20 protein-coding genes are annotated in these 17943 nt (G+C 68.5%); 13 read left to right on the forward strand and 7 right to left on the reverse strand.

Annotated elements, in window-relative coordinates; translation table 11 throughout:
- The first annotated feature begins 117 nt into the window (after positions 1 to 117).
- The gene (arcC, locus tag ACIGKL_RS06605; RefSeq protein WP_397485888.1) at positions 118 to 1044 is read left to right on the forward strand and encodes a carbamate kinase; all 927 of its coding nucleotides are present in this window, start codon (positions 118 to 120) and stop codon (positions 1042 to 1044) included.
- A gap of 50 nt (positions 1045 to 1094) precedes the next feature.
- Positions 1095 to 1460, forward strand: a complete 366-nt coding sequence (locus tag ACIGKL_RS06610; protein ID WP_397485889.1) for a DUF5064 family protein — start codon at positions 1095 to 1097, stop codon at positions 1458 to 1460.
- A gap of 153 nt (positions 1461 to 1613) precedes the next feature.
- Here ACIGKL_RS06610 and lpdA read toward each other — a convergent pair whose 3' ends face one another.
- Entirely contained in the window at positions 1614 to 3014 is a 1401-nt protein-coding gene (gene lpdA / locus ACIGKL_RS06615; RefSeq protein ID WP_397485890.1) for a dihydrolipoyl dehydrogenase, read from the reverse strand.
- Complete coding sequence (locus ACIGKL_RS06620; RefSeq protein WP_397485891.1) at positions 3011 to 4216, reverse strand: MFS transporter; 1206 nt, start codon at positions 4214 to 4216, stop codon at positions 3011 to 3013. Before ACIGKL_RS06620 ends, lpdA begins: the two co-directional genes overlap by 4 nt.
- An 85-nt stretch (positions 4217 to 4301) precedes the next feature.
- Between ACIGKL_RS06620 and ACIGKL_RS06625 the strand changes: the two genes are divergently transcribed.
- Both ACIGKL_RS06625 and ACIGKL_RS06630 read left to right on the forward strand, forming a co-directional pair.
- A complete protein-coding gene (locus ACIGKL_RS06625; RefSeq protein ID WP_397485892.1) occupies positions 4302 to 4850 on the forward strand; it encodes a PaaI family thioesterase in 549 nt (182 codons plus the stop codon).
- A gap of 76 nt (positions 4851 to 4926) precedes the next feature.
- Complete coding sequence (locus ACIGKL_RS06630; protein ID WP_397485893.1) at positions 4927 to 5493, forward strand: TetR/AcrR family transcriptional regulator; 567 nt, start codon at positions 4927 to 4929, stop codon at positions 5491 to 5493.
- 149 nt (positions 5494 to 5642) lie between these two features.
- Here ACIGKL_RS06630 and ACIGKL_RS06635 read toward each other — a convergent pair whose 3' ends face one another.
- Positions 5643 to 6437 carry an SDR family NAD(P)-dependent oxidoreductase gene (locus ACIGKL_RS06635; protein WP_397485894.1) on the reverse strand — a complete coding sequence of 265 codons (795 nt, stop codon included), beginning with the start codon at positions 6435 to 6437 and terminating at the stop codon, positions 5643 to 5645.
- A 340-nt stretch (positions 6438 to 6777) separates the two neighbouring features.
- Here ACIGKL_RS06635 and ACIGKL_RS06640 point away from each other — a divergent pair, with 340 nt between their 5' ends.
- The 4 genes from ACIGKL_RS06640 to ACIGKL_RS06655 all read left to right on the forward strand — a co-directional run bounded on the left by ACIGKL_RS06640 (position 6778) and on the right by ACIGKL_RS06655 (position 10025).
- On the forward strand, positions 6778 to 7584 hold the full coding sequence (locus ACIGKL_RS06640) for an outer membrane protein OmpK (RefSeq protein WP_397485895.1): 807 nt from the start codon (positions 6778 to 6780) through the stop codon (positions 7582 to 7584).
- A gap of 70 nt (positions 7585 to 7654) precedes the next feature.
- Positions 7655 to 8419 carry a phytanoyl-CoA dioxygenase family protein gene (locus tag ACIGKL_RS06645; protein WP_397485896.1) on the forward strand — a complete coding sequence of 255 codons (765 nt, stop codon included), beginning with the start codon at positions 7655 to 7657 and terminating at the stop codon, positions 8417 to 8419.
- A gap of 229 nt (positions 8420 to 8648) precedes the next feature.
- Positions 8649 to 9497, forward strand: coding sequence for an EamA family transporter (locus tag ACIGKL_RS06650; RefSeq protein ID WP_397485897.1), 849 nt, complete (start codon positions 8649 to 8651; stop codon positions 9495 to 9497).
- A 54-nt stretch (positions 9498 to 9551) separates the two neighbouring features.
- A complete protein-coding gene (locus ACIGKL_RS06655) occupies positions 9552 to 10025 on the forward strand; it encodes an LEA type 2 family protein (RefSeq protein WP_397485898.1) in 474 nt (157 codons plus the stop codon).
- Here the strand turns inward: ACIGKL_RS06655 and ACIGKL_RS06660 are convergent.
- Positions 10019 to 11443 carry a PLP-dependent aminotransferase family protein gene (locus ACIGKL_RS06660; RefSeq protein ID WP_397485899.1) on the reverse strand — a complete coding sequence of 475 codons (1425 nt, stop codon included), beginning with the start codon at positions 11441 to 11443 and terminating at the stop codon, positions 10019 to 10021. The two genes, ACIGKL_RS06655 and ACIGKL_RS06660, sit on opposite strands and share 7 nt — an antisense overlap.
- Before the next feature lie 142 nt (positions 11444 to 11585).
- Here ACIGKL_RS06660 and ACIGKL_RS06665 point away from each other — a divergent pair, with 142 nt between their 5' ends.
- Positions 11586 to 12017, forward strand: coding sequence for a carboxymuconolactone decarboxylase family protein (locus tag ACIGKL_RS06665; RefSeq protein WP_397485900.1), 432 nt, complete (start codon positions 11586 to 11588; stop codon positions 12015 to 12017).
- Positions 12018 to 12125: 108 nt separating this feature from the next.
- Here ACIGKL_RS06665 and ACIGKL_RS06670 read toward each other — a convergent pair whose 3' ends face one another.
- The gene (locus tag ACIGKL_RS06670; protein ID WP_397485901.1) at positions 12126 to 12542 is read right to left on the reverse strand and encodes a CBS domain-containing protein; all 417 of its coding nucleotides are present in this window, start codon (positions 12540 to 12542) and stop codon (positions 12126 to 12128) included.
- 127 nt (positions 12543 to 12669) lie between these two features.
- On the reverse strand, positions 12670 to 13449 hold the full coding sequence (locus tag ACIGKL_RS06675) for a gamma-glutamyl-gamma-aminobutyrate hydrolase family protein (protein WP_397485902.1): 780 nt from the start codon (positions 13447 to 13449) through the stop codon (positions 12670 to 12672).
- 456 nt (positions 13450 to 13905) lie between these two features.
- Here ACIGKL_RS06675 and ACIGKL_RS06680 point away from each other — a divergent pair, with 456 nt between their 5' ends.
- From ACIGKL_RS06680 to ACIGKL_RS06695, 4 genes are all read left to right on the forward strand, one after another.
- Positions 13906 to 14247 carry a zinc ribbon domain-containing protein YjdM gene (locus tag ACIGKL_RS06680; protein ID WP_397485903.1) on the forward strand — a complete coding sequence of 114 codons (342 nt, stop codon included), beginning with the start codon at positions 13906 to 13908 and terminating at the stop codon, positions 14245 to 14247.
- Between the two features lie 64 nt (positions 14248 to 14311).
- Complete coding sequence (locus tag ACIGKL_RS06685; protein WP_397485904.1) at positions 14312 to 15034, forward strand: substrate-binding periplasmic protein; 723 nt, start codon at positions 14312 to 14314, stop codon at positions 15032 to 15034.
- A 167-nt stretch (positions 15035 to 15201) separates the two neighbouring features.
- Complete coding sequence (locus ACIGKL_RS06690; protein WP_397485905.1) at positions 15202 to 15942, forward strand: hypothetical protein; 741 nt, start codon at positions 15202 to 15204, stop codon at positions 15940 to 15942.
- A 117-nt stretch (positions 15943 to 16059) separates the two neighbouring features.
- Positions 16060 to 16416, forward strand: coding sequence for a hypothetical protein (locus ACIGKL_RS06695; RefSeq protein WP_397485906.1), 357 nt, complete (start codon positions 16060 to 16062; stop codon positions 16414 to 16416).
- A 97-nt stretch (positions 16417 to 16513) separates the two neighbouring features.
- Here the strand turns inward: ACIGKL_RS06695 and ACIGKL_RS06700 are convergent, their stop codons facing one another.
- On the reverse strand, positions 16514 to 17845 hold the full coding sequence (locus ACIGKL_RS06700) for a spinster family MFS transporter (RefSeq protein ID WP_397485907.1): 1332 nt from the start codon (positions 17843 to 17845) through the stop codon (positions 16514 to 16516).
- Positions 17846 to 17943 lie beyond the last annotated feature (98 nt).

Genomic DNA, 17943 nt, shown 5'->3' on the forward strand with positions numbered 1-17943 from the left:
ATGAGCTTGTCTCCCCTCTCCCATTCATGGGAGAGGGGCCGGGGGAGAGGGTCTGGCAGACGACGCCGAACCCCGGATCACAACCCCGGATTCAATCCGAGCGACAAGGAGAACATCATGCGACTCGTCATCGCCCTGGGCGGCAACGCCCTGCTTCGCCGCGGCGAAGCCATGACCGCGGAAAACCAACGGGAAAACGTGCGTATCGCCTGCGAGCAGATCGCCAAGGTGGCGCCCGGCAACGAGCTGGTGATCGCCCACGGCAACGGCCCGCAGGTCGGCCTGCTGGCCCTGCAAGGCGCCGCCTTTGATGCCAGCAACCCCTACCCGCTGGACGTGCTCGGCGCCGAGACCGAAGGCATGATCGGCTACATGATCGAACAGGAGCTGGGCAACCTGCTGCCGTTCGAGGTGCCCTTCGCCACCATCCTCACCCAGGTCGAGGTGGACAGCGCCGACCCGGCCTTCCAGAAGCCGACCAAGCCCATCGGCCCGGTCTACGACAAGGCCGAGGCCGAGCGTCTGGCCGCCGAGAAAGGCTGGAGCATCGCCCCGGACGGCGACAAGTTCCGCCGCGTGGTGGCCAGCCCCCGGCCGCAACGCATCTTCGAGATCCGTCCGATCAAGTGGCTGCTGGAGAAAGGCAGCGTGGTGATCTGCGCCGGCGGCGGCGGCATCCCGACCATGTACGACGGCAACAAGCTGCGCGGCGTCGAGGCGGTGATCGACAAGGACCTGTGCTCGGCGCTGCTGGCCGAGCAACTGGCCTGCGAGCTGCTGGTGATCGCCACCGACGTCGACGCCGCCTATGTCGACTGGGGCAAGCCGACGCAGAAATCCATCGCCGCCGCCCACCCCGACGAGATCGACAAGCTCGGCTTCGCCGCCGGCTCCATGGGGCCCAAGGTGCAGGCCGCCTGCGAGTTCGCCCGCAACACCGGCAGCACCGCGGTGATCGGCTCGCTGGAAAACATCGAGGCCATCGTCCAGGGCACCTCGGGCACCCGCATCAGCCTCGACTGCGCAGGCATCCGCTACCACTGACCCCGGCGCGGGGCCATGCCCCCGCTCGCCACGTTGCAGGGACGTTCAGCATGTTCACCCCAGGCCATCTGCACCGCGACAACCTCGACCGCCCGGAAAGCCTGCGTCTGGCGCCGCCCTTCTCCGTCGACTTCTACTACCAGGTGCGCCAGGACCCGGCGCAGGGCCCGATGCTGCATATGCGCCTGGTCGGCGAGGTGCAGGGCCGGCATTTCGACGAGGAGTTCGAACTGCACCGCGACGTCGCCTTCAACTTCGCCAGCGCCGCCACCCGCGTCGCCGCCCGTCACGGCCTGCCGATCAACGCCAGCCCGGTGATGCGCGGCCACGACGAGTACGACAAGGTGTTCGCCGATATCCGCGCCAAGCTGCATGCCAAGCCGGGGGAGGCGGTGAATCTCGATCATGTGCTCTGAATTCGCTGCAGCGCCGTAGCCCGGATGAAATCCGGGGCCGTTTGAGGTATTTCCCGGATTGCATCCGGGCTACCTGAGCGACGCACAACGCTCGCAGGGTGCACTACGCGCACCGCCTGCCGGGCACTTGGCGATGCTGGTGCGCACGCCCCCCTAGGCCTGCATGGTCCAGCCGTGCACGCCCATGGCCGCCTGGCGCCCGGCCTCCGAGCGGGTCGGGTGCGGGTGGCAGGTCAGGGCGATGTCCTCGGCCGAGGCGGAGAACTCCATGGCCACGCAGTATTCGCCGATCAGCTCGCCGACGCTCGGGCCGATCATATGTACGCCGAGAATCTGGTCGGTGTGGGCATCGGCGAGAATCTTCACGAAACCCTCGGTCTCGTAGTTGATCTTCGCCCGGCTGTTGGCGCTGAAGGGAAACTTGCCCACCTTGTAGGCGCGCCCCTCGGCCTTCAGCTCCTCCTCGCCCTTGCCGACGCTGGCCACCTCCGGGCGGGTGTAGATCACCCCGGGAATCACCCCGTAGTTGACCTCGGCGGCATGCCCGGCGATGCGCTCGATACAGGCCACCGCCTCGTCCTCGGCCTTGTGCGCCAGCATCGGCCCGGCGGTGACGTCGCCAATTACCCACACGCCGAGCACGCCGCTCTGGTGTTTGTCGTTAGCGAGCATGCCGCGCCGGTCGGTGCTCAGGCCGACGCTCTCCAGGCCGAGGCCCTGGGTATAGGGCCGGCGGCCGATGGCCACCAGCACATAGTCGGCCTCCAGCGTCTCGCTCGCCCCGCCGGCGGCCGGCTCCAGGCTCAGGGTCACCCCCGTTTTGCCGGTCTTGGCAGCGGTCACCTTGGTGCCGAGCTTGAAACTCATGCCCTGCTTGCCCAGGGTGCGCTGCAGGGTCTTGGCGGTCTCGCCGTCCAGACCGGGGCAGATGCGCTCGAGGTATTCCACCACGGTGACCTTACTGCCCAGGCGGCGCCATACCGAGCCCAGCTCCAGGCCGATCACCCCGGCGCCGATCACCACCAGGTGCCCCGGCACCTCGGGCAGCGACAGCGCGCCGGTGGAGTCGAGGATGCGCTGGTTGTCGATCGCCACCCCCGGCAGCGGCGTCGGTTCGGAGCCGCTGGCGATGACGATGTGCTGCGTCTCCAGCAGGCGCTCGCCGCCCTCGGGCAGCTTGACCTGCACCCGCCCCGGCCCGTCGATGCGCGCCCAGCCCTTGACCCACTCCACCTTGTTCTTGCGAAACAGGAACTCCACACCCTTGGTCAGCGCTTCGACGCTGGCGGCCTTCTGCTTCATCATCTGCGCCAGGTTCAACGTCGGCTGCACCTCCACGCCCAGGGCGCTGAGCTCGCCGCCGGCCGCCGCCTCGTACAACTCGGAGGCATGCAGCAGGGCCTTGGACGGCATGCAGCCGACGTTCAGGCAGGTGCCGCCAAGGGTCTCGCGGCCCTCCACGCAGGCCACCTTCAGGCCCAGTTGACCGGCCCGAATGGCGGCGTTGTAGCCGCCGGGGCCGGCGCCGATGATGACCACGTCGTAGCTGCTCATGGCGAAACTCTCCTTGCATCGGGGATTGGGATCGGGCGGGCGCGCAACAGATGGAAGCCGGCGAACGCCAGCGCGGCGAACAGGGCGTGCAAGGCAACCATAGGCCAGGCCGAACCATCCTGCAGCCAGGCCAGCAACAGGCCGCTCACAGTCGCCCCGCTCATCTGCGCGAAGCCCATCAGCCCGGCCGCCAGCCCGGCGCGCTGCGGGTTGGGAAGCACCGCGCCGGCCACCGCCGCCGGCAGCAGCATGCCGCCGCCCAGGGTCACCAGCACCTGCGGCAGGGACAGGCCGAGCAGCGACAGGCCAAACAGCAGGTAGATCGTCAGGGTCAGGGCGGCGCCGGCCAACACCAGCGCCACGCCGATGGCCACCACTCGCTGCGGCCCCAGGCGCTGCACGTTGCGCAGGGTGAACAGGGCGCCACCGAGCAGGCCCGAGACGATGGCCGCGAAGGTCATGCCGTACTGCGCCGCGCTCAGGCCGAGCAGGCCGATATAGACCGCCGAGGAGCCGGCCACCACGACGAACATCGCGCCGTAGGTGGCGGCGATGGTCAGCGCCAGCGCGCGGCAGCTGCCCAGCAGATCCCGATAGTCGCCCGCCAGGCGGCTCAAGCGCCCGGCCTGCGGGTCGCGCTGCACATGGCTCTCGCGGTAGCCGCCGAGCACCGCCAAGAGCGCCACGCCGCCCACCGCCAGGCTGGCCACCAGCGGCGCGCGCCAGCCGCCGTACTGGGTCAGCAGGCCGCCGAGCAGCGGCGACAGGACGATGGCGGCGAACATGCCCAGCACCGTCAGCGCCAGGGCCGGACCCGCCTCGGCCTGCCACACGTCGCGCACTATGGCGCGCGCCAGCACCAGCGCGGCGCAGGCGCCGAAGCCCTGCAGCACGCGCATACCGATCAGCACGTCGATGTTCGGCGCCAGCAACATGCCCAGGCTCGCCAGCAGGTACAGCGACAGCCCGGCCAGCAGCACCGGACGGCGGCCGAGGCGGTCGGACAGCGGTCCCAGCAGCAACTGGCCGAGGCCGAAGGCGGCGACGAACAGCGACAGCGCCAGCAGGCTGCTGCCCGGCGCGGCGTGCAGGCCGCGCTCCAGGGCGCCGAGCGCGGGAATCAGCAACTGGGTGGATATTTCCCCCAGGGCGGTGAGCAGCATCAGGAGCAGCAGCAACAGACGGGAGGGGGACGGACGCATGACGAATCTCCGGCTCGGGGTATTTATATTTCAACCATAATATGAAAGATTAAATGTCGTCCATCATAAAATTGGGAGACCCCGCATGAACCCGCAAGACCGCGATACCCGCCTGGCCGCCTGGCACGCCGAAGAACAGGCGCTGCGCGCCAATCTCGCCGCCCCCGGCACCCTGGCCCTGGCCGAGGTGGCCAGCATGGCGCCCATGGAGTTCTTCGACCGCATCGGCCGCGGCGAGCTGCCCAGCCCGCCCTTCGGCCAGCTGTTGGATTTCGTGCCGCTGCAGTGGGCCAGCGGCCGTTTCGTCTTCCAGGGCACGCCCGATGCGCGTCACTACAACCCGCTGGGCAGCGTGCACGGCGGCTATATCGCCACCCTGCTCGACTCCTGCATGGGCTGTGCGGTGCACACCCTGCTCAAGCCGGGCCAGGGCTACACCACCAGCGACCTGCGCGTCAGCTACATCCGCGCCCTGCGCAGCGGCGCCGGCCCGGTGCGCGCCGAGGGCCGCATCATCCACCTCGGGCGCTCCACCGCGCTGGCCGAGGGACGCCTGTACGACGTCGACGAGCGCCTCTACGCCGTGGCCTCCACCACCTGCCTGATTCTCGATATGGCGCCGCCGGCGCCCTGAGTGCACAACGCGGTCGCGCCAAGGCGCGGCCGCGGGTGTAAGATGACAGCCAACATCTGAATCATCCGGAGCCCCCATGCGCTACTCGGAAGACCACAAGGCCAAGACCCACCAACGCATCATCGACGAGGCCGCGCTGCGTTTTCGCCGCGACGGCATCGGCGCCACCGGCCTGCAGCCGCTGATGAAGGCCCTGGGCCTGACCCACGGCGGCTTCTACGCCCATTTCAAGTCCAAGGACGAGCTGGTGGAGACCGCCCTGCGCCACGCCGTGCAGGACCTGGCCGGCAGCACCGAGCAGCAGGCCGAGAATGCCGCAGCGCCGCTGCCGCGCTTTATCGCCAGCTACCTGTCCAGCGCGCACCGTGCCAACCCCGGTGCCGGCTGCCCGCTGCCGACCATGTCGGCCGAGCTGGGCCAGCGCGGCGAGGCCAGCGAGATCACCGACGCGCTGATCCGCAATCGCCTGGCGCTGATCGAAGACAATCTCAAGGGCGACGACGCCGCCGAACAGAGCGTGCTGCTGCTCTCGGCCATGGTCGGCGCCCTGCTGCTGTCGCGCAGCGTCAAGGATCCCGAATTGTCCGACCGCCTGCTGAAGACCACCCGCCGCCTGCTGATCGAGCAGGCGCAGGGCAGTTAACGGCCAGGCAGGCGTTGCACGCGGCGCACCGAAACCTCATGTAGGGTGCGCCATGCGCACCAGCTTTCCGCACGGGCGCAGGCGGGTTTCATGGCAATTCGAAGACCAGCGTCAGCCCCGGTGCGCACGGCGCACCCTACCCCTCGACGTCACTTGTAGCGCGCCGCCGCCTGGCTGTGCGACAGGTTCGGCCCCAGTGCCGCGCGGGCGGCGACGAAGGCGTCCCAGTCGGCGGCATCCGGCAGCGAGGGGATGGTCACCAGCTCGCCCCGATCGAAGCCGGCCAGCGCCGCGTCTACCATCTCGCCCACCTCCATGATCATCGACGGCGGCAGCGCCGAGGCATCGGTGCCGCTGCGCTCCCAGATCTCGGTGCGGGTCACCCCCGGCAACACCGCCTGCAGTTGCACGCCCGAGCCACGCAGTTCGCCGGCCAGGGTCTGGGTCAGGCTCAACACATAGGCCTTGGTGGCGCTGTACACGGCGTTGAACAGCTCCGGCGCCAGCGCCACCACCGAGCCGATATTGACGATGGCGCCACGCCCGGCCTGGCCGAAGCTGGCGGCCGCGGCGGCGGCCAGATGGGTCAGGGCCACCACGTTGAGCTGGATCATCGCGTCCACCTGCTCCAGGTCGGCGCCGGCCAGCGGCCCGTTCATCGCCACCCCGGCGTTGTTCACCAGCAGGCCGATGCGCGCGTCCTCGCGCAGGCGCTGCGCCACCTTGCGCACCTCGGCCGGCACGGTCAGGTCGGCCGGCAGCACCTCAACGGCGACGCCGTACTCGCCGCCCAGGCGCTCGGCCAGGGCCTGCAAGCGCTGGGCGTCGCGCGCCACCAGCAGCAGGTCGTGGCCACGCCGAGCCAGGCGCTCGGCGTAGGTGGCGCCGATGCCGGAAGAGGCGCCGGTGATCAGGGCGGTGACGGGTTTGCTTGCAGCGTTCATAGCGTTCTCCACTAAGGGTTCTGAGCGAGCCAATTAGATTACGGTCATAATCTTAATCGCTTATATGAACCTCGTCATACTGCCCGACAATGGCTTTTCCACTCCAGCCGACCAATGACCGCCACGGCCATGCGCACCAACTTATGGCCGATTCTGTCCAGGCGGTCAGCAAAAGGTGCAAGAACCGCCGCCATCATGCACCGAAATTCAAGCCATCCAATTGATTTGCAAGGACTATCGCCAATCACGAGAATTGGCGCCGTTTTTGCTATAGCTGCACCAGCCTGACCAAGTAGACAGGTTTAAAACCATAACGACACGCGACACACCAGGAGCCTTCATGAACCGCACCCTTTCTTCGCTGATCCTCGCCGGCGGCCTGCTGGCGGGCGGCCAAGCCGTCGCCGGCGACCTGCTGCACTGGCAGAACAACAGCCTGACCTACCTCTACGGCCACGACTTCAAAATCGACCCGGAGATCCAGCAGACCCTCACCTTCGAGCACGCCAGCGGCTGGAGCTTCGGCGACCTGTTCTTCTTCGTCGACGCGATCAAGTACAACACCGACGCCAGCAACGGCGCCGGCGACGGCCATACCTTCTACGGCGAGCTCAGCCCGCGCTTCTCCCTGGGCAAGCTCAGCGGCGCCGACCTGTCGTTCGGCCCGCTCAAGGACGTGCTGATCGCCACCACCTACGAGTTCGGCGAGGACGACGTCGAGTCCTACCTGATCGGCCCGGGCTTCGACCTGGCCATCCCCGGCTTCGACTACTTCCAGCTCAACACCTACCTGCGCACCACCGATGGCAGCCGTCCCGGCGACAACGTCTGGCAGATCACCCCGGTGTGGAGCTACACCATCCCGGTCGGCGAGTCCGACATCCTCATCGACGGCTTCATGGACTGGGTGGTGGACAACGACGAGAACAGCCGCGGCGACTACCACGCCAACCTGCACTTCAACCCGCAGATCAAGTACGACCTGGGCAAGGCGCTGAAGTGGGGCGAGAAGCAGCTGTACGTCGGCATCGAGTACGACTACTGGAAGAACAAGTACGGCATCGAGGACGGCGGCTTCGTCAGCGCCAACTTCGTCGGCCCGACCGACCAGAACACCGCCAGCCTGCTGGTCAAGGCGCACTTCTAAGCACCGCCGAGGACTGGGCAACGCCGCTTGCGAGTGCCAGCATGCTCTGGTCACCGTCGGGAGCGGCGCCATGCCCGAGCTCATCGCCAGCCACACCGCCGAACGCCTGCAGGCCCTGCACCAGCAGGGCTTCGTCCTGCTGCCCGGGGTGCTGGAGGCGCCGCGCATCGCCGCGCTGCGCACCGCCATCGATGCCCTGCGTCCCATCCACTGGGACTACCAGGGCAGCCTCGACCACTACAAGTGCCTGTTCAACCGCGACCCGTTCTGGCTGCCCTACCTCGACCTGCCGCAGGTGATCGAGCTGGCCGAAGCGGCGCTGGGCGCGGATTGCCACGTGATCGGCCAGACCGCCTGGCGCTGCCACCCCGGCTTCGTCGGCAGCGAGCTGCACCTGGACCATCTGCCGATGGCGCTGCCGCCGAGCCTGCTGGACGATCCCGCGTTCGAGCTGCCGATGCAGATCTGCACCGCCCAGCTCTATCTCGACGACATCGACGCCGAGCTGGCGCCGACCCGGGTCATCCCCGGCAGCCACCGCGCCGGCCGCCCGCCCGCGGCCGGCGAGCGTGACTGGCGCGGCCACGAGCCCGAGCCGATCTTCTGCCGCGCCGGCGACCTGCTGTTCTTTCGCAGCGAGCTGTGGCATGCCGGCAGCTCCAACCTGAGCCGCACGCGCAGCCGCTATCTGCTGCAGATCCATTACGGCCGGCGCATGGTGGCGCAGAAGTTCTCGCCCTACCTGCACTTTCGCTTCGACCCGGCGGTACTGGCCGCCTGCACCCCGCGCCAGCGGCGCCTGCTCGGCGATCACGCCGAGGCCGAGTACGACTGAGCGCCGACGCAGTTGCGACCTTCGGCCAATCCCATCCAGGGCTGCGCTGTGCTTAGCTGGCGGTCACGCCCTTAGAGCCTGTTCAAAGTCTCGCGAGCTAGAGCAATGCAAGGCAAAAACAGGCGAGGAAGCGGAGTTTACGAGTTGTAAATGAGCATTCCGAGCCTGTTTTTAACGCAGCAGTGCCGACGCGCAGCAGGCTCTGAACAGGCTCTCACAAGGATGGCCGATGCCCCCGCGTATCCTGCTGCTCACCGCCCTGGCCATGCTGGCCTTCGCCGGCAACTCGCTGTTGTGCCGCCTGGCCCTGCGCGAGACGGCCATCGACGCCGCCAGCTTCACCGCCATTCGCCTCGTCTCCGGCGCCCTGACGCTCTGGCTGCTGCTGCGCCTGCGCGCGCCGCGCCAGCCCATGGCCGGCAGCTGGCCGGGGGCGCTGGCGCTGTTCGCCTACGCCGCGGCCTTCTCCTTTGCCTACCTGCGACTGGACACCGGCGTCGGCGCCCTGCTGCTGTTCGGCGCGGTGCAGCTGAGCATGCTGCTCTGGGGCCTGTGGCGCGGCGAACGCCTGGGCCTGGCGGCCAGCCTCGGCACCGCCCTGGCGGCCGGCGGCCTGCTCGCGCTGCTGCTGCCCGGCGCCAGCGCGCCGCCGCTGACGGCCGCCCTGCTGATGCTGCTGGCCGGTATCGCCTGGGGCGGCTACTCGCTGCTCGGCCGCGGCCAGGGCGACCCGCTGGCGGTGACCGCCGGCAACTTCCTGCGCGCCGCACCGCTGGCCCTGCTGCTGGCCCTGGCGCTGCTGCCGCGGTTGAGCTGGGATGCGCCGGGCCTGCTCTATGCGGTGCTGTCCGGCGCCGTCACCTCGGGCGTCGGCTACGCCATCTGGTACAGCGCCCTGCCCGGCCTGCGCGCCAGCCAGGCCGCCACCGTGCAGCTCAGCGTGCCGATCCTCGCCGCCCTCGGTGGCGCCCTGCTGCTCGGCGAGGCGCTGAGCCTGCGTCTGCTGCTCAGCGCCAGCGCGGTGCTCGGCGGTATCGCCCTGGTGCTCGGCAGTCGGCAACGCAAGGCCAGGAGCTAAAGCGGCTGGCGACTGTCTTCTATGCTGTAGCCAATGCTTATCCGGAAGCTCGCCATGCCCCGTCTGTTTCGCCTCTGTTTTATCCTGCTGCTCGCCCTGGGCCTGGGCGCCTGCGCCAGCCTGGGCCAGCGCGACCCGCTGCGTATCGACCTGGCCGGGCTGGAACCCTTGCCCGGCCAGGGCCTGGAGATGCGCTTCGCGGTCAAGCTGCGGGTGCAGAATCCCAACGACAGCGCGGTGGACTTCGACGGTGTGGCGCTGGAGCTGGAGGTCAACGGCCAGCCGCTGGCCAGCGGCGTGAGCGACCAGCGCGGCAGCGTGCCGCGCTTCGGCGAGACCCTGATCAGCGTGCCGGTGAGCATTTCCGCCTTCTCCGCCATACGCCAGGCCTGGGGCGCCGCCGACTATCGCCCGGGCCAGGGCCTGCCCTACGTGCTGCGCGGCAAGCTGGCCGGCGGCCTGTTCGGCACCCGCCGCTTCAGCGACAGCGGCACCCTGGACTGGCCGGAGCCAGCGCGCGTCTACTGACAGGCCGCCTGCAGCGCCCGGCGCAGCTCGTCCAGCCCGGCCTCCAGCTCGTCCAGCTCGATGCCGCCGAAGCCGAACAGCAGGCCGGCCTGCGGCGCCTGTTGATAGAAGGGCGCGATAAAGCCCAGAGCGATGCCGCGCTCGGCCATCTCCCCGGCCAGGCGCTCGGGGTCGACGTCCGCGCGCAGCAGCGCCGCCAGATGGATACCGGCCATCGCCACTATCGGCTGCAACCAGGGCGCCAGGTCGCCCTGCAGGCGCTGCAGCAGGCGCTCGCGGCGCTCGGCGTAGAGACGCTGCATGCGCCGGATATGCCGGGCGAACTCGCCATGCTCCATGAAATGCGCCAGCGCCAGCTGCTGCAGGCTGTCGCTGTGGCGGTCGCCGAGCAGCTTGGCCTGCACCAGCGCCTCGCGCAGGCCCGGCGGCATCGCCAGGTAGCCGATGCGCAGCTGTGGGTAGAGGGTCTTGGAGAAGGTCCCGAGGTAGGCCACCAGGCCGTGGCGATCCAGGCTCTGCAGCGCCTCCAGCGGCCGCCCCTGGAAACGGAACTCGCCGTCGTAGTCGTCCTCGACTATCAGCGCGCGCTGGCGCCGCGCCCACCGCAGCAGGGCCAGGCGCCGCGCCAGACTCATAGGCATGCCCAGCGGGAACTGGTGCGAGGGCGTGACGTAGACCAGGCGCACGTCCGCCGGCAGCAGATCGACGCGCAGGCCCTCGCCATCCACCGGCACGCCGATCACCTCGGCGCCGGCGGCCAGGAAGCAACGGCGCGCCGGGGTGTAGCCGGGCTCCTCCATGGCCACCCGGGCGCCGGGCTCGAGCATCACCTGGGCGAGCAGGCTCAGGCCCTGCTGCGCGCCCTGGGTCACCAGCAGCTCGCGCCAGTCGCAGCGCACCGCGCGGCTGGCCGCCAGATAGCGGGCGATGCCCTGACGCAGCGCCGGCAGGCCCTCGGCATCGGCGTAGAAGCCGCTGCCCTGCCCCTGCTGGCGCAGGGCATGCTGCAGGCTGGTGCGCCAGGCATCGAGGGGAAAACGGCGCATGCTCACCGTGCCGCCGGCGAAGTTGTAGCGCCAGTCGCGCACTGGGCCATCCCCCGCCGCCGCGGCCAAGCGCCGCCAGCGCTGGGCCGGCCGCAGCAGCCCGGCATCCGCCCGCGGCGGCGCGGGAGCCTGCGCCGCGCTACTGACGAAGGTGCCGCTGCCCACCCGGCTGCGGGTGAAGCCCTCGGCCAGCAGTTGCTCGTAGGCGTCGCTGACGGTCTTGCGCGAGACCCGCAGGCGCTCGGCCAGGTAACGCGAAGGCGGCAGGCGCTCGCCGGCGGCCAGACGGCCACTGAGAATGGCCTCGCGCAGCAGGCGGTAGATCTGCGCGGACAGGGGCTGGGCGGGATCGATATCCAGATGCAGGTCCATGGAGCACTCCTCGACAGGGCCCGGCCAGGACAACAGATTGGCCTACTGAAATTCAACCGAATTGGCTATTTCTGCAGTCCTTATCCCCGGCTAGCCTGCTGCTGGACTCGCCTGGAGCGAGCCGTACCTGAGGAGACGCGAGATGCGACTGAACTGGAGCAAGGCCTCCCCCGAGGCCTACCAGGCCATGCTCGGCCTGGAAGCGGTACTGGAAACCTGCAGCCTGGAGCTGCCGCTGCTGGAGCTGGTACGTCTGCGCGCCTCGCAGCTCAACGGCTGCGCCTACTGCGTGCAGATGCACGCCAACGACGCCCGCCGCGGCGGCGCCAGCGAGGCGCGCCTGCAGACGGTTTGCGTGTGGCGCGAGAGCGCGCATTTCAGCCCGCGCGAACGTGCGGCGCTGGCTTGGACCGAGAGCCTCACCCTGCTCAGCAGCGAGCACCCGAGCGAGGCCGAATACGCCGAGCTACGCGAGCACTTCGCCGACGCCGAGATCGCCAACCTGACCCTGGCGGTGGCCACCATCAACGCCTGGAACCGCTTCGGCGTCGGTTTTGCGCTCAAGGCCGAATAAGCCGGCAGGCTCAGGCTAGCCAGGGAACAAGGCCGAGCAACGCCGCGCAAGCCAACCCTTTTGGTGCGCCCGACCTGCGCCGCCGCACCAAGACGGCTCACCTGCGCCTCAGGCTGCCTGAACCCGGCCCTGCAGCAACTTGTCCAGCTGCTGCAGCAGATGGCGACGGCTGATCACCCCGAGCACCCGGCCGCCGGCGTCGACCACCGGGTAGTTCTTCGGCTTGTCGCCGAGCATCTGCTGCACCAGTGCCATGGGGTCCATGTCGGCGCGCACGCTGAGCACGTCGCGGCGCATGATGTCGCCGACCGTGGCCACCCGCTGGTTGTAGTAGGCCACCTGGATCGCCACCTTCAGGCATTCCTGCTCGGACAGCCAGCCGAGCAGGCGGCCGTCGGCGTCGGTCACCGGACCGCCGAGCAGCTCGTGGCGCATCAGTTTGGCGACCGCCTTGACCACGGGCATATCGGGATGGATGCGGGCGAAATCGCGGCTCATGCAGTCGGCGATGGAGGCAGTGATCATCGAGGAGGTCCTTGTGCGGTGGGAAGGAGCGCCCGGGTCGTGGCCCGGACGCTCAAGCGCTAGCAAGTTCCACGCCTTTTCCGCTCAGATCGGCGCAGGACGCGCCGGAAAAGGCCTCGTAGAGGGCTCAGCTCCGTTCGGCGACGCGGCGTCGGCAGGCCTCGCCGAAGGCCTGGAAGATCTTCACCGAGTCGGGGTTGCTCGCCGCACGCCATTCCGGGTGCCACTGCACCGCCAGCAGGAAGGGCGACAGGCTCGGTGCGTGAATGGCCTCGATCAGGCCGTCCTCGGCGCTGGCCAGCACCTCCAGGCCCTGGCCCAGGTTGCGGATGGCCTGGCCATGCAGGGAGTTGACGCGAATCTCCGGCTGCCCCAGCAGCTCGGCGAACCAGCTGCCGGGCACCGGGTACACCGCGTGGCGCGGCGCGTACTGCACCTCCACCGGGTCGTCGGGGTTCTCCCGGTGGTCGTGATAGCCGGGCTCGGCATAGACCTTCTGGAAGATGTCGCCGCCCAGGGCCACGTTGATCTCCTGCATGCCGCGGCAGATGCCGAAGATCGGCAGGCCGCGGGCGAGGGCGGCGCGGATCAGCGGCAGGTCGAACAGATCGCGGTCGCGGTCCTGGGCCTTGTTCGGCGTCTCGTTTTCCTGGCCGTAGAGCGCCGGGTCGATATTGCTGCCGGCGCCGGTCAGGTACACGCCGTCGGCCATGTCCAGGTACTGCTCGAGATCGTCCACGCCACAGCAGGTCGGCGCCAGCAGCGGCACGCAGCCGGAGAGCTCGACCAGCGGCTGGATGTATTTGTGGGTCATCACTTGATAGTCGTGGCCCTTGCGCTCCTGAGCGCCCATGGACATCAACACGACGGGTTTGCGCGGGGTACTGCGGATTTTATTGTCGGACATACGTCACCTTGGGACAGGCCGGGCCTGTCGTTGCTGTGCAGGCCGGTGGCTGTCGCCGACTGCGGCCTGTTTGGCTAACTCCGTGCACCCGGGCTCGTCCTGAGCCGGGGTGCCGCCTTCCGACGGCGGCGCGAAACCGGGCCTTGGCGACTCTGCGCAAAGGGGCGCCACAGGGGCGCCCGCCACCCGGTTCGGCAGCGGAATCTATCGCCAGTCTGCCCGAGCCGTAAAATATGTCAAACAAATAAGCGCGACACTGTCGAACAAAATGCACTCGCAGATTCCGCAGAAATGGCTTAAGCCAGCATGAATAAAGAGAAAAGCCGTGAACCACGCCCCTCCGACAAGTCCAATATTTTTGACATCGGCGGCGAGCCGGCCGGCGCCCCAGAGCGACGCCCGCAGGCAAAACCCTATACAATCCATGGTTTCTTACCCAACCATCGAGGACGCCCCTTGAGCAGCCTGCCACCGTGCCCCCAATGCAACTCCGCATACACCTACGCAGACGGCGAGCAGCTGATCTGCCCCGAATGCGCCCATGAATGGCGACCCGGCGACGCCGCCGGGGGCGACGAGGCGACGCGGGCGATCAAGGATTCGGTGGGCAACCTGCTGCAGGACGGCGACAGCGTCACCGTGATCAAGGACCTCAAGGTCAAGGGCTCGTCGCTGGTGGTCAAGGTCGGCACCAAGGTGAAGAACATCCGCCTGGTCGACGCCGACCACGACATCGACTGCAAGATCGACGGCATCGGCGCGATGAAGCTCAAGTCGGAGTTCGTGCGCAAGGTCTGATCCGGCGAGCGTGTGCGGGGAAATTGGCTAGCCTGAACACAGGCTAGCCCCGAGGAGACCCGCCATGCGCCTTTTGCTGCTGGTTCTGCTGGCACTGGCCACCCCCCTGGCCGCGGAGCCCTGGCGGGTGGTCGGCGACGAGCAGTTCGCCCCCTACAGCTTCGTCACCGCCGAGGACGACACGCCGCGCGGGCTCGACGTCGAGCTGGTCGACGCGGTGCTGCGCGAGGCCAGGGTCGCGTACCAGATCCGCCTCTACCCCTGGGAGCGGGTCAAGCGCATGCTCGACCGCGGCGAGGCGCAGATGGCCTTCCAGTTCGCCGGCACGCCACAGCGCCAGGAGCAGTACGAGCTGGTCGGCCCGCTGCGCAGCGGCGCCACGGTGTTCATGACCACCGCCAAGACCGCGATCGCCGACTGGCGCAGCCTGGACGACTTCGCCCCCTATGTGATCGGCCAGGTGCGCGGCTACGCCTACGAGGAGCACTTCGACCGCGCCGACCTGGCCCGCGACAGCAGCGCGCAGAACCCGCGCCAGCTGGTGTCGATGCTGCTGGCCGGACGCATCGACATCATCGTCGGCGACCGCGCGCAGCTGCTGTACTTCGTCCGCGAGCAGCGCGCCCAGCAGCAGGTGCGCATCCTGCCCCGCCCGCTGGTGCAGATGCCGCGTTTCGTCGCCTTCGCCAAGGGCGACATCCAGCGCGCCCGGCAGTTCTCCGAAGCCCTGGTGCGGCTGCGCAAGGCCGGCACGCTGGAGCGCATCCAGCAGCGCTGGGCAGAGTGACGCCCAGGCCATTGGCCTACGGAAAAATACTAGCCTTTGGCCATTTCAAATCGGCGGCGGACAACTACGCTAAGTCAGTTCATCATTCATCGGCCGACCGTGGGCGAACCTGTAGTGCGTTGGATTCGAATCACCCAGTCAGATGGATCCGCACTGGAGCTCAGGGAATGGAACAACCGCCCCCCTTCACCCCGCGACTGGATGCCCTGACCCAGGCCGAGCCCGCCCTGTTGCTGGCCCTGTCGGGACTCGCCACGCTCTGCATCGCGCTGATGCTGTGGCGTCTGTGGAAAAGCGTCCGCGACGCGCAACGCAGTCTGGCCAGGACACCCGAGCCGCAGCTGCCCCACCAGCAGCTGCACCGCCTGTTCGAGCAGAAGGACAACCTCGAAGCCGAGTTCGTGCAGTTGAAGGCCAAGTGGCTCGGTCTCAAGCGTGGCCAGCAGCCGCGCGACCTCGCCGGCCATCGCCTGCCCCATGCCGGGCTCAACTACCAGCGGCGCGCCAGCGACAGCCTGGCCATCGTCCACTACGGCATCAAGAGCACGCAGCTGATCGGTTTGCTGCGCGAGGCCGGCCTGCTGCTGATCCGCCAGTGCGACGCCGCACGCCTGCCGGTGCAGGGCGAACTGCTGGACATGCTGGTACAGCTCAACGAGATGGAGAAAGACATCCTCCTGCACCTGGGCGAGATCGAGCACAGTCTCGGCAACCCGCAACTGCCCTTCCTCCTCGACACCCCCTCGGACAGCCTGCGCCAACTACCCCAGGTCATCGAGCGCCATGCCGACACCATCGAACGCCACGAGCGCTTGATCCATCGGCTGTTCGACGGCCTCCACCTGGAAGCAGGCGGCGTGCGCTCGAGCCGACGACTGAGCGGCCGAAGAGCCAAGCGCAGCCCCTAGCCGACCGGCAGCCCCCTCCTGGTTTACACAGCTTTTACACAGCGCCGTGCAATGCGCCGCCCGGGCATGAGTCGAAACCAGTAACCGGATCGCTCCGGCCCTACAGGAGGCACGCTCATGCATACGCGTATTTCCCTCGTCACCGGCCTGCTCGCCAGCCTGGCGCTGGCCGGCGCGGAACCGGTTCAGGCCTCGGATCGCCGCGACGCCGCCATCGCCGGGGCGGTGGTCGGTGGTGTGATCGGCGGCGTGATCGGCGCCAACAGCCGGCTCTACTACGCCCCGCCGCCGCAGGTGCGGTACTACCCGCCGCACCCGGGGTACTACGAGCCGCCGATCTACTACCGACCGCACAGCGTGGTGATCGGCCCGCGCTACTACCCCTACCGGCCGCACCACTACAAAGCGCACCGCTACCACCACCCGCACAAGCACTGGCGTGGCCACAAGCACCACCATCGCTATCGCCGCTAAGCGCGCCACCCTACTCGCCCGATAGAAAAAGCCGCGAATATCGCGGCTTTTTCTTGGGCTATGTCGTAGTCGGTGCGCGCGGCGCACCCTACATATGTCAGGCCGGGCTGGCCGCCCACTGTTCCAGGCGCACCACGCTATCGCGGTAGGGCTTGAGGCTCTTGCCCAGCAGCACGATGGACATCAGCACCGCCAGGGTGGTGACGATCAGCAGCGAGTAGCGCAGCGCGTTGTCGTCGGCGAAGACGAAGTCGGTCACCAGCGCCACAGCGGTCGGGCCGATGCCCAGGCCGATCAGGGTGATGACGAACAGGTAGATGGCCGAAGCCTGGCCGCGCATCGAGTTGGGCATGATCTCCTGGATCGCCGCCGGCGCCACGCCGAACGGCATGCTCAGGCAGAACACCGTCGGCGCCAGCAGCAGGCTGGCCCAGAAGGCGGTGCCCATCAGCGGGAACAGCAGCACCAGCGGCAGCGCGCCGAGCGCGGCGTACAGGCCGACACGCATGTTGGCGTCGCTGCGCCCGCGCTTGGCCATCCAGTCGGCCAGGCGCCCGCCGAAGACGATGCCGAGGCAGCCGAACACCGCGACTATGCAGCCGTAGACGATGCCCACCTGACCGGCGTCCCAGCCGTAGGTGCGGATATAGAAGGTCGGCACCCAGGCCGCGCTGCCGTAGCCGGCGAAGGCCAGGCCGGCGAAGCCGAAGTTGTGCAGCAGCACGGTGCGGCGATTGGCGCGGATATAACGACCGACGTCCGCCAGCGGTACCGCCACCCCGGCACCGGCGCCGCGACGCGCGGGCTCCCGGACCGCCAGCATGAGCAGGGTGAAGAGCACCCCGGCGCCGCCGAGAATCAGGAAGATCAGCTGCCAGGGACGCACCTCGCCCAACACCGGCAGCAGCACGTCGCCCTGCGCCGAGGCGAACTGGATCACCAGGCCGCCGACCAGGAAGGCCAGCCCCGAGCCCAGGTAGACGCCCATGGAATAGACGCTGATGGCGGTGGCACGGCGCTCGGCGGGAAAGCTGTCGGCGATCAGCGAATAGGCCGCCGGCGACAACGCCGCCTCGCCCACGCCGACGCCGATGCGGCAGATCAGGAACTGCCAGTACAGCTTGGCCATGCCGCAGGCGGCGGTGGCCGCGCTCCAGAACAGCACGCCGACGGCGATCAGCCCACGCCGGCTGCGGGTGTCGGCGACGCGCCCGAGGGGGATGCCGCAGACGGTGTAGAACAGGGCGAAGGACAGGCCCATCAGCAGGCTCATCTGCGTGTCGTTGATCAGCAGGTCGCGGCGGATCGGTTCGACCAGCAGGTTGAGAATCTGCCGGTCGACGAAGGACAGGACGTAGGCCACCATCAGGATGGCGACAGTGACCCAGGCACGGGCACTGGAGGGATAGCCGTTATTGTTGTTATGCACGGACGCTCTCCTCGGCACCGCTGAACGCGGTGCGCGGCGGTTGAAAGTGGCGTCAGCTTAGGACGATATAAACGGCGCTGAGTATCGCTCGAAGGTGT

The sequence above is a fragment of the Pseudomonas sp. NPDC077186 genome, from assembly GCF_044543505.1.
Taxonomy (GTDB): domain Bacteria; phylum Pseudomonadota; class Gammaproteobacteria; order Pseudomonadales; family Pseudomonadaceae; genus Aquipseudomonas.